General features: G+C 69.2%; 7 protein-coding genes and 1 tRNA gene. 5 read left to right on the top strand and 3 right to left on the bottom strand.

The genetic code is table 11. From position 1 onward, the window contains the following. Nucleotides 1-41: 41 nt before the first annotated feature. The 4 genes from gyrA to ACWD10_RS18220 all read left to right on the top strand — a co-directional run bounded on the left by gyrA (nt 42) and on the right by ACWD10_RS18220 (nt 7,963). Nucleotides 42-2,657 carry a DNA gyrase subunit A gene (gyrA, locus tag ACWD10_RS18235; RefSeq protein WP_451092037.1) on the top strand — a complete coding sequence of 872 codons (2,616 nt, stop codon included), beginning with the start codon at nt 42-44 and terminating at the stop codon, nt 2,655-2,657. A gap of 15 nt (nt 2,658-2,672) precedes the next feature. Beyond that, nucleotides 2,673-3,323: a DUF3566 domain-containing protein gene (locus ACWD10_RS18230; RefSeq protein ID WP_451092035.1), complete on the top strand. Its 651-nt coding sequence runs from the start codon at nt 2,673-2,675 to the stop codon at nt 3,321-3,323. An 85-nt stretch (nt 3,324-3,408) separates the two neighbouring features. Continuing rightward, nucleotides 3,409-3,482, top strand: a tRNA-Ile gene (locus tag ACWD10_RS18225). Nucleotides 3,483-3,922: 440 nt separating this feature from the next. Then, complete coding sequence (locus ACWD10_RS18220; protein WP_451092033.1) at nt 3,923-7,963, top strand: nSTAND1 domain-containing NTPase; 4,041 nt, start codon at nt 3,923-3,925, stop codon at nt 7,961-7,963. A 181-nt stretch (nt 7,964-8,144) separates the two neighbouring features. Here the strand turns inward: ACWD10_RS18220 and ACWD10_RS18215 are convergent, their stop codons facing one another. The 3 genes from ACWD10_RS18215 to ACWD10_RS18205 form a co-directional block, all read right to left on the bottom strand. Beyond that, a complete protein-coding gene (locus ACWD10_RS18215; protein WP_451092031.1) occupies nt 8,145-8,729 on the bottom strand; it encodes a hypothetical protein in 585 nt (194 codons plus the stop codon). A gap of 110 nt (nt 8,730-8,839) precedes the next feature. Next, entirely contained in the window at nt 8,840-9,454 is a 615-nt protein-coding gene (locus ACWD10_RS18210; RefSeq protein WP_451092029.1) for a class I SAM-dependent methyltransferase, read from the bottom strand. A 26-nt stretch (nt 9,455-9,480) separates the two neighbouring features. Then, the gene (locus ACWD10_RS18205) at nt 9,481-9,930 is read right to left on the bottom strand and encodes a DoxX family membrane protein (protein WP_451092027.1); all 450 of its coding nucleotides are present in this window, start codon (nt 9,928-9,930) and stop codon (nt 9,481-9,483) included. A gap of 188 nt (nt 9,931-10,118) precedes the next feature. Here ACWD10_RS18205 and ACWD10_RS18200 point away from each other — a divergent pair, with 188 nt between their 5' ends. After that, nucleotides 10,119-11,339, top strand: a complete 1,221-nt coding sequence (locus tag ACWD10_RS18200) for an amidohydrolase family protein (RefSeq protein WP_451092025.1) — start codon at nt 10,119-10,121, stop codon at nt 11,337-11,339. Nucleotides 11,340-11,418 lie beyond the last annotated feature (79 nt).

The following is an 11,418-nucleotide window of genomic DNA, read 5'->3' as shown; positions in this document are numbered from 1 at the left end:
TCGGCCGCAGAAGCCGCAGCTCGAAAGGACTTTGACCAGCAATGGCCGACGAGAACACTCCCACCACTCCCGTCACGCCCACGCCCGCGGAGCCCGAGGTTCCGGGCGTCGGCATGCGCGTGGAGCCCGTCGGGCTCGAGACCGAGATGCAGCGCTCGTATCTCGACTACGCGATGTCCGTCATCGTCTCGCGCGCGCTCCCGGACATCCGTGACGGACTCAAGCCCGTACACCGCCGCGTCCTGTACGCCATGTACGACGGCGGCTACCGCCCCGAGAAGGGCTTCTACAAGTGCGCCCGCGTCGTCGGCGACGTCATGGGTACGTACCACCCGCACGGCGACTCCTCGATTTACGACGCCCTGGTCCGCCTCGCCCAGCCCTGGTCGATGCGGATGCCGCTGGTCGACTCCAACGGCAACTTCGGCTCTCCGGGCAACGACCCGGCGGCCGCCATGCGGTACACCGAGTGCCGGATGGCGCCGCTGTCCATGGAGATGGTCCGGGACATCGACGAGGAGACCGTCGACTTCCAGGACAACTACGACGGCCGTAACCAGGAGCCGACGGTCCTGCCGTCCCGCTTCCCGAACCTGCTGATCAACGGCTCGGCGGGGATCGCGGTCGGCATGGCCACCAACATCCCGCCGCACAACCTGCGCGAGGTCGCGGCCGGCGCCCAGTGGTACCTGGAGAACCCGGAGGCCTCGCACGAGGAACTCCTGGACGCTCTGATCGAGCGGATCAAGGGCCCCGACTTCCCCACCGGCGCCCTCGTCGTCGGCCGCAAGGGCATCGAGGAGGCGTACCGCACCGGCCGCGGCTCCATCACGATGCGCGCGGTCATCGAGGTCGAGGAGATCCAGGGCCGCCAGTGCCTGGTCGTCACTGAACTCCCGTACCAGGTCAACCCGGACAACCTCGCGCAGAAGATCGCCGACCTCGTCAAGGACGGCAAGATCGGCGGCATCGCGGACGTCCGCGACGAGACCAGCTCCCGCACCGGCCAGCGCCTCGTCATCGTCCTGAAGCGCGACGCGGTCGCCAAGGTCGTCCTCAACAACCTGTACAAGCACACCGATCTGCAGACCAACTTCGGCGCCAACATGCTGGCCCTGGTCGACGGCGTGCCCCGCACCCTCTCCCTCGACGCCTTCATCCGCCACTGGGTGAACCACCAGGTCGAGGTCATCGTCCGGCGTACGAGGTTCCGCCTCCGCAAGGCCGAGGAGCGCGCCCACATCCTGCGCGGCCTGCTCAAGGCCCTGGACGCCATCGACGAGGTCATCGCGCTGATCCGGCGCAGCGAGACGGTCGACGTGGCCCGCACGGGCCTGATGGACCTGCTCGAGATCGACGAGGTCCAGGCCAACGCCATCCTCGAGATGCAGCTGCGCCGCCTCGCCGCCCTGGAGCGTCAGAAGATCACCCGGGAGCACGACGAACTCCAGGCGAAGATCAACGAGTACAACGAGATCCTGGCCTCGCCGCTGAAGCAGCGCGGGATCATCAGCGAGGAACTCGCCGCGATCGTCGAGAAGTACGGCGACGACCGCCGCACCAAGCTGGTGCCCTTCGAGGGCGACATGTCCATCGAGGACCTGATCGCCGAGGAGGACATCGTCGTCACGGTCACCCGCGGCGGCTACGTCAAGCGCACCAAGACCGACGACTACCGCGCCCAGAAGCGCGGCGGCAAGGGCGTGCGCGGCACCAAGCTCAAGGAAGACGACATCGTCGACCACTTCTTCGTGTCGACGACGCACCACTGGCTGCTCTTCTTCACCAACAAGGGCCGGGTGTACCGCGCGAAGGCGTACGAACTCCCCGATGCCGGACGCGACGCCCGCGGCCAGCACGTGGCCAACCTGCTTGCGTTCCAGCCGGACGAGCAGATCGCCGAGATCCTCGCCATCCGCGACTACGAGGCGGTCCCGTACCTGGTCCTCGCCACCAAGGCGGGCCTGGTCAAGAAGACCCCGCTGAAGGACTACGACTCGCCCCGCTCGGGCGGCGTCATCGCCATCAACCTGCGGGAGGCGGCGGATGGTTCGGATGACGAGCTGATCGGCGCGGAGCTGGTCTCGTCCGAGGACGATCTGCTCCTGATCAGCAAGAAGGCGCAGTCGATCCGGTTCACCGCAACGGACGAGGCGCTGCGCCCCATGGGCCGCGCGACCTCGGGCGTCAAGGGCATGAGCTTCCGCGAGGGCGACGAACTCCTCTCGATGAATGTCGTCAGGCCGGGTACGTTCGTCTTCACCGCCACCGACGGCGGGTACGCGAAGCGGACCCCCGTCGACGAGTACCGCGTCCAGGGCCGCGGCGGCCTCGGTATCAAGGCCGCCAAGATCGTGGAGGACCGCGGTGAACTCGTGGGCGCGCTGGTGGTCGAGGAGGCCGATGAGATCCTCGCCATCACGCTCTCGGGCGGCGTGATTCGTACGCGAGTCAGCGGAGTCAGGGAGACGGGCCGTGACACCATGGGCGTCCAACTGATCAACCTGGGCAAGCGCGATGCCGTCGTGGGCATCGCTCGTAACGCCGAGGCCGGACGTGAGGCCGAGGAGGTCGACGGTGACGTCGACGTCGACGCAGCGGCCGAGGACGAGTCGGCCGCAGGCACGGCCGAGGGCGCGCAGCCCGAGACCGAGTAGCGCGAGGAGTAAGTCGTGAGTGGAGCCACGGGCGCCGGAGCGAGCGGAACCGGAGCGGACGGCGGCCGTGGCCCCACCACTGACCCACAAGGGCCCCAGGGGGGAACCGTGACGGACACCCGGGCGCCGCAGGCGGAGGAGTACGACGGCAAGGCCGAGTACCCCGCCGGGCCGCTCCCCACCGAACGCAAGGCTGGGCAGCAGCAGGCGCAGCCGTACCACCCGCCACAGGCCTATCCGGCGCCTCCGGAGGGCGGTGTGCGCAAGCCGCGGACGGGGGCGCGGACGACTCCGCGGACCCGTAAGGCGCGGCTGCGGGTGGCCAAGGCCGACCCGTGGTCGGTCATGAAGGTCAGCTTTCTGCTCTCCATCGCGCTCGGCATCTGCACCATCGTGGCGGCCGCCGTGCTGTGGATGGTCATGGACGCCATGGGCGTCTTCTCCACGGTCGGCGGGACCATCGCCGAGGCGACCGGGTCGAACGAGTCCAACGGCTTTGACCTCCAGGCGTTCCTGTCGCTGCCGCGGGTGCTGATCTTCACCTCGGTCATCGCGGTGATCGATGTGGTCCTGGCCACAGCCCTGGCGACGCTCGGCGCCTTCATCTACAACCTGTCCGCCGGTTTCGTGGGCGGTGTGGAGCTCACGCTGGCCGAGGACGAGTAGGGCACGAGTAACCGATTTTGGGACTCAGCGCGTCGTGCGCTAATCTTCAGTGGTCAGCGCGGCGGGGAACACCGCAGAGCGCGGCGGGGCTATAGCTCAGTTGGTTAGAGCGCATCCCTGATAAGGATGAGGTCACTGGTTCAAATCCAGTTAGCCCCACAGCAGAAGACACAGAAGAAGGCGTCTCCCCTGGTGGGAGGCGCCTTCTTCGTGTGCCTGGGTACTTCTTCTTCGTGTGCCTGGGTACGTCGTGGGTCTGTGCTCCGGGCACTTCGTGGGTCTGTGCTCCGGAGGGGAGGGGGGGAGACGCGCGCCGCGTCGTTTCGGTGCCGGTCCCTCCCCTCGCAAGGACCGGTACCGAACGACGCGGACGACGTGGATCCACGCTGGGTCGGCGTATCAGCACGGATCAGGGATCTGAGCCGGTGACCTGCTCAGACGTTGTGTGGGTGGCTCGCGGCTGCGACGTGATCCTGCCATTTGCGGGGCCCGCAGAGGAGTTCGTGCGATCGTCCGGAGGGCTTTACCGCAGGTCAGGCGTATACAGTGAGTTTTCCGGTCCGGATGTCCAGGTGGGCAAAAGTAAGGGGTGGGAGGCCTTGAGTTCCGACTCAGGGGCACGCACGGCCTTCGCGGAACGTCTCGCGCTGCTGTACTCGGAGGCCGGTAACCCTCCCCTCAAGCGGGTGGCCGAGGCGGTCGTCCGGCTGCAGCGGATCGACGAACGCGGGCGGCCGGTACGGGTGTCCGCACAGCGGATCAGTGACTGGCGACGGGCCAAGAACGTGCCGGCCCAGTTCGCCGCCCTCGCCGTGGTCCTTCAGGTCCTCATTCCCGAGGCACGGCGTGAGCGGCCCACTCCAGTGTCCGCGGGCCTGTACGACCTGGCCCAGTGGCAGCGTCTCTGGGAGCGGGCGGTGGCGCATCCGGTCGGCGAGCGGGCCGGGGCGGGCGCGGAATCCGCCGAAGACGGGGCGCGATCCCTGGCCGAGGCCACGACCGGCCCCAGTGTGTGCCCCTACCGGGGCCTTGCTTCGTACCGTCGGGAAGACGCCCAGTGGTTCTTCGGCAGGGAGCGGAGCACGGAGGCGCTCGTCGGCCAGCTGCGCGCGGTGCGCGAGACGGGCGGCCTGGTGATGCTCGTGGGCGCCTCGGGGGCGGGGAAGTCCTCGCTCCTGAACGCCGGTCTGGTGCCCACGTTGCGGAACGGCGGATTGGGCGACGAGGGCGGCGGCGAGGGCGACGAGAGTGCCGCCGGTGCTGCCGGGCCGGTGCTCCAGTTCGTGCCGGGCGGCGATCCGCTCGCCGAGCTGACCCGCCAGATCCCCGAGCTCGCGCATGCCCTCTCCGTGGCGGAGAAGTCGGCGGGGCGAGAGCCCGGTACCCCGCGGTTCGCGCACGCGGTGCGGGAGGCGATCAGGGCATGGGCGGCCGGGCGTGAGGCATCCTCCGCGGCCCGTCCGGTCGTCATCGTGGATCAGTTCGAGGAGATGTTCACGCTCTGCTCGGACGAGGAGACCAGGCGCACGTTCATCCAGCTTCTCCACGCCGCCTGCTCGCCCGCGGACGGCGGTGAGCGGGCTCCCGCGCTCGTGGTCCTCGGCATACGCGCCGATTTCTACGAAGAGTGCCTTAGATATCCCGAATTGGCCGATGCGCTTCAGCACCGGCACATGGTGCTCGGCCCGCTGACCACGGCGGAGCTGCGCAAGGCGGTGACCGGACCGGCCAAGGCCGTGGGTCTGGAACTCGAGTCCGGGCTCGCGGAGCTGATCGTCCGGGAAGTGAGCACGGACGGACCGCGCGGGGCGCACGACGCGGGCGTCCTGCCGCTGCTCTCCCACGCCCTGCTCGCGACCTGGCAGCGACGGAAGACGGGACGGCTGACGCTCGCCGGTTACCGCGCGGCGGGAGGCATCCAGGGAGCGGTGGCGGCGACCGCCGAGCGCGCCTGGTCCGGCCTCGACCCGGCGGCTCGTACGGCCGCGAGGCTGCTCCTGCTCCGCCTGGTCCGGCTCGGTGAAGACACCCAGGCCACCCGCAGGCGGGGAACACGGCGCCAGTTGGCGGAGGAGTCGACGGACCCCGGCAAGATGGAGCAGTCGCTCGAAGCGCTGGTCCGCGCGCGGCTGGTGACCCTCGACTCGGAGACCGTGGAGATCACGCATGAAGCGCTGCTCCACGCCTGGCCCCGGCTGCGCGACTGGATCGACGAGGACAGGAACGACCACCTGCTGCGCCAGCGGCTCGAGGAGGACGGCCGGGCCTGGGAGGACTCCGGCCGCGATCCGTCCCTGCTCTACCGGGGTTCGCGCCTGGAGCAGGCCCACGCCTGGGCGAAGAGCGCCGGTAACTCCCTTCTGACCCGGGGCGCGGTCGAGTTCCTTGCCGCGTCGGCGAGGCTGCGCAGGCGTACGGTCTGGCTCAGCCGTGGCGCGGTGGCGGCGCTGGTCGTCCTGTCGATGGTGGCGGTCGCCGCGGCGGTGGTCGCGGGGCAGCAGCGGGACGATGCCGTGTTCGAGCAGGTGGTCGCGGACGCCGATCGCGCCCAGTACACGGATCCGTCGCTCTCCGCCCAACTCGATCTGGTGGCCCACCGATTGCGGCCTGACGACGCGGGTACGAAGAACCGGCTGATGTCGATCGTGAACGCGCCGCTGGCCACACCGCTGCTCGGCCACACCGGCGCCGTCTACCTCACCTCGTTCAGCCCGAACGGACAGCTCCTGGCCACCGCCAGTTACGACCGGACCGTCCGCCTGTGGGACGTATCGGACCGTTCTCGCCCCAAGCCCCTGGGCAAACCCCTCACCGGCCATACGAGTTGGGTGAGCACCGCGGTCTTCAGCCCGGACGGTACGACCCTCGCCAGCGCTTCGGACGACGGCACGATCCGGCTGTGGGATGTCCGGGATCCCCGCCACCCGCGCCCGCTGGGCAAGCCGCTGACCGGCCATGACGGCACGGTCTATCTGCTCGCCTTCAGCCCGGACGGGCGCACGCTGGCCTCGGCCAGTGAGGACCGCACCGTAGGCCTGTGGGACGTGCACGACCCGAGCAGGCCGAAGGTGCTCGATGCCTTGAAGGGGCACACCGCTGCCGTGCGATCGGTGGCGTTCAGCCCCGACGGAAAGACGCTGGCGGCCGGTGCCGACAACGGCGCCATCAGGCTGTGGAAGCTGGCCGGTCAGCGGGATCCGAAGCCGATCGACACGGTGCTCACCGGTCACAGGGGCACGGTGCACTCCGTGGCCTTCGCTCCCGACGGCCGTACGCTCGCCAGCGGCGGCTCGGACGAGACCCTACGGCTCTGGAATGTGGCCGACCCGCGCGATGCGCAGTCGATCGGCGAGCCGCTCGCCGGCCACACCGGCCCCATCTGGTCCGTGGCCTTCAACCCCGACGGAACGATGCTCGCGGCGGGCAGTGCGGACAGTACGGCGAGCCTGTGGAACGTCCGGGACCGGGAACACCCCTCCCAGGTCGGCGAGCCGCTCGCGGGCGGCAGCGGGGAGATGTACGCGATCGGCTTCAGCCCCGATGGGCGCACGCTCGCCACGGGGAGCGGCGACAACAAGGTCCGCCTGTGGTCGATCCCGACGTCCGACATGATCGGCCGCATCGGAGCGTTCCGCCCGGACGGGAAGGTGCTTGCCACGGTCGCGCGCGACCACATGGTCCGGATGTGGAACGTGGCGCGTCCCCACCGGCCCGTATCCCTGAGCGGGCCGTTCAAGCAGGGCGACGAGGACGTGCACACGCTGGTGTTCTCGCCCGACGGGCGCACCCTCGCGGTCCTGACGAGCGGTGCGGTGCAGCTGTGGGACGTCACGAAGCCGACGCGGCCCGTCCCTTACGGTCAGCCGGTGGAACTCGGGACACGCTTCGCGGGCCCGCACGCGCTGGCCTTCAGCCCGGACGGACGTACGCTCGCGACCGCTCAGACCGACCGCACCGTACAGCTGTGGAACGCCACCGATCCGTCCCGCCTCGTTCCGCTCGGAGCGCCGCTGACCGGCCACACCGGATACGTCAACTCCCTTGTGTTCAGTACGGATGGACGCTCGCTCGCGAGTGGCAGCGCGGACGGGACCATCCGGCTCTGGAACGTGACCGACCCGCGCCATGCCGCCCGCCTCGGCAAGCCGCTCACCGGCCACCTGGGGCCCATCAACACGCTCGCCTTCCGCCCGGACGGCCATACCTTGGCCAGCGGCAGCGACGACGGCACGGTCCGGCTGTGGAATGTCACCGACCCCCGTAAGGCCACCCGCCTCGGCCCCCGCCTGACGGGCCACACCGACGCGGTGGTGTCGCTGACGTTCAGCAAGGACGGCCGCACCCTGGCGAGTGGCGCCAACGACAACAGGGTCCGGCTCTGGGACGTCGCGCAGCCCTCCCGGGTCTCGCCCATAGGCGAAGCGATGAGCCCCAACGCCAAGACCGGCAATTTCCTGTCGTTCAGCCCTCAGGGCCACATGCTGGGGGTGTCGAGCGGCGCCGATACCGTCCGGATGTGGAACTTGGACACCGATGAGGCGATTCGCCGTATCTGCTCGACCACGCGGGGCGTTCTGACCCGGGAGAACTGGCAGGAGCATCTGCCCCGCCTCTCGTACGACCCTCCGTGTGACGGGTAACGATGCCTCCAGCTTCGCCGGTCCTCCCCCGCGCCGCCTCGCGCCAGGTGACCCAGCTCACAACTCCGCATTCTCCCTGGGTGGTTGGCTCCCCCTGTGCGAACTTGCTTGTTACTGTTGGATGCAGCCCGATCGCTGGTGCATCCCCCGTCGCCAGCGGTCGGGTTCTTCCATGGGGCCTCTAGTGCTCCAAGTGCATGACGTCCGCGAGCGAGATCGTGAACTCCCCGCCGGATGCAGGCGATTGCGACAGGTACTCCTTATCCGGCTGCATCCAGCCCGCCTTCTCGGCCGCGTCCACAGCCGCCTTCTCGGCGGCATCCGCCTTGTCGTTCAGGTCCTTGTTCGTGCCCAGGTTTCCCCGCGCCGCGGCGGCACCCGCTGCTTGCGAGGCATGGAGAGCGGCACGAGCGGCCGCCACGGCCTCGTCACCGGACTGGTCGTGGGCCTGAGCCGTCCGGGCGGCGAGCGCGGCGGCGGCGGAGGCGTTCCGGGCGCAGCGGGCTTCCGCGGCGGGGTCGGATGCGCTCGCGGAGAGCGCCTTCAGGGCCTGAGCGGCCGTCTGCACGGCATGCTCGGCCTTCAGAACGGGCCCCTCCAGGGCTTCGCCGACCTGCCGCTTCGCGACCAGAGCGCTGTGCCTGCTGGTGAGGTAGTGGCAGGTGGCCGCGGTACGGGCCGCGGCACTCCTGGTACGGGCCGCGTGGCTCTCGCTCGGGGCGTCCTCGGCGGTCTGCGTCGACTCCTGGGCGTCGTATGCGCGCATGGTCAGCTCCTCGTCCGACAGGGCGGATCGTGCGGCAGGGTGCCACCGTGGCCGCCAAGAGGCCATAGCGGCTCACGCATTGATGGGCACACGTATCGATGGGTCAGCCCTCAGCCGATGTTTCCCGTGAAACAAACGACGTGGGCGAGGTCGTGCCGCGCCACCTGGGCGCAGTGCGCACCGAGCGCTCGCTGGATGCGGTCGAGCTTGTCCTCGTCGAGGCCCATCGCGCGTTCGAAGCGCGAGGGGGACGTACGGCTGTGCCAGGCGATCGTGACCGTTCCGGCCGGGCGCGTGACGCGGCACAGCTCGGTGACGCCCGGCTCGAGCGAGGGCCAGATGGCGACATTGTTGACCGAGATCACGTGATCGAACGAGGCGTCGTCGTACGGAACCGAGTCCGCCGCACCGGCGCGGATCTCCGCTCGGCCCGCACGGATCGCGTCCGAGGCGACCTTCGAGGCCTGCGCACGCATCACGTCCGACGGGTCGACTCCGGCCACGTACGCGGCCTCGGTCGAGTCCAGGAGCAGCCGGATGAGTACGCCCGGGCCGTGCCCCACCTCGAGCACCCGGTCGCCGGGCTTGATCGTGAGCAGGCCGAGGGCCTCGCGCTGCGCCGCGTCGTTGCCCCGGGCCATGGCCCGGCCTCCGAGGCGGCCGAGGACGCCCCGCGGGAGGCCTGCGAAACGGTTGACCGGGCGGTCCGAAGTCCATGACGTCATGCCTCGAGCTTGGACCTTCGGGCCGCTTAGAGGAACAACCCCCAGACGCTGTCGAGCGACCAGGTCTGCCAGCTCATGGCGAAGAGCGCGGTGAGCGAGATCAGCGCCATCATCAGGTTCTGTCCCTGCTCGGCCCAGTCGTGGATCATGAGGACCAGATAGATCAGGTTGAGCAGCAGGCCGCCGACCAGGGCGATAGGCGTCAGAAGGCCGAAGATCAGGCCCAGGCCGAGAGCCAACTCGGCGTAGGCGACGACGTACGCCATGAGCCGCGGGCGAGGCTTCACGATGCCGTCGAAGCTCCGGCGCACGAAGGCCCAGCGGTGCTTGTCCGCGACGCTCGCCGCCCATCGGATGCCACCGCCGCCGAACCAGTCCTTCTTGTCCTTGTGGCGCCAACTCTCCAGCCACCACAGGCCGAGGCCGATACGGAGGACCGCGAGCCACTCCGCTCCGCTGAGCCAGATCGTCTGCATCCTGTACCCCTCCACCAAGAAATCTGACGATTCGTCAGTTCAGCGGATAGGCGGGCGATCGCGCAAGGGGCTGCACTTTGCGGGAGTGCCTTGCCGTCGCTCGGGCAAGGCCATAACCTCGAATCTGATGGATCGTCAGATCCAGTGACTCGGGCCGGGAAGACCGGCAGGCAGTAGGGGGTACGAGCGTGGTCAGCAACGAGAGCAGCGCCAGGGAGATCCCCAAGGTCATCAGCGTGGACGATCACGTCATCGAGCCCGCGCACCTCTTCGAGACCTGGCTCCCGGGCAAGTACCGCGACAAGGGGCCGAAGCCCTTCACCGCGGGGATCGGCGAGCTGGAGTACATCGGCGGGAAGTACCGGTTCACCACCGACCCTGAAGGCCAGGTCACGGACTGGTGGGAGTACGAGGGCGAGATCTTCCCGTACAAGCGCATCATCGCCGCCGTCGGTTTCTCGCGGGACGAGATGACGCTCGACGGGATCACCCGGGAGCAGATGCGGCGCGGCTGCTGGGACCCCAAGGCCCGGCTCGCGGACATGGACCTCAACCATGTGGAGGCCTCGCTCTGCTTCCCGACGTTCCCGCGGTTCTGCGGCCAGACCTTCGCCGAGGCCAAGGACAAGGAGGTCGGGCTCGCGTGCGTGCGGGCGTACAACGACTGGATGGTGGAGGAGTGGTGCGGCGACAGCGGGGGCCGGCTGATCCCGCTGTGCCTGATCCCGCTGTGGGACGTGGACCTCGCCGTCGCCGAGATCAAGCGCAACGCCGCCCGTGGGGTGCGGGCGGTGACCTTCAGCGAAATCCCCACGTACCTGGGGCTGCCCTCGATCCACTCCGGCTACTGGGACCCGTTCTTCGCGGCGTGCGAGGAGACGGGAACGGTGGTGAACATGCACATCGGCAGCAGCTCCCAGATGCCCGCGGCATCCCCCGACGCGCCGCCCGCCGTCCAGGCCTCGCTCAGCTTCAACAACGCCATGGCCTCGATGATGGACTTCCTGTTCAGCGGCGTGCTCGTGAAGTTCCCGCGGCTCAAACTCGCCTACAGCGAGGGCCAGATGGGCTGGATCCCGTACGCCCTCGAACGCGCCGACGACGTGTGGGAGGAACACCGGGCCTGGGGCGGCGTCAAGGATCTGATCCCCGAGCCCCCGTCCTCGTACTACTACCGGCAGATCTTCTGCTGCTTCTTCCGCGACAAGCACGGAATCGACTCCATCGAGACCGTCGGCGTCAACAACGCGACCTTCGAGACCGACTACCCCCATGTCGACTCGACCTGGCCGCACACGAAAAAGGTCGCCGAGGAGCACGTCGGAGCGCTCCCGGAGGACGTGGCGTACAAGCTGCTCCGGGGCAACGCGATCCGGATGCTTGAGCTGCCGTACGACGCGGATCGCTGAGCCGCCGCAGGACCGGCCATGGCAGCGGCCCGCGCAGCGGAGTTACCGTTTCGCTGAACCCCAGCGGAAGGCGAGCCGG

The sequence above is a fragment of the Streptomyces sp. NPDC002851 genome, assembly GCF_053591935.1.
This window is presented reverse-complemented; position numbering and strand designations above follow the sequence as displayed.

Bases quoted from the DNA above. Each gene is read 5' to 3' on its own strand.
- ACWD10_RS18215 (WP_451092031.1), bottom strand. From the start codon at position 8,729: ATGCGCGCATACGACGCCCAGGAGTCGACGCAGACCGCCGAGGACGCC.
- ACWD10_RS18210 (WP_451092029.1), bottom strand. From the start codon at position 9,454: ATGACGTCATGGACTTCGGACCGCCCGGTCAACCGTTTCGCAGGCCTC.
- gyrA (WP_451092037.1), top strand. From the start codon at position 42: ATGGCCGACGAGAACACTCCCACCACTCCCGTCACGCCCACGCCCGCG.
- ACWD10_RS18205 (WP_451092027.1), bottom strand. From the start codon at position 9,930: ATGCAGACGATCTGGCTCAGCGGAGCGGAGTGGCTCGCGGTCCTCCGT.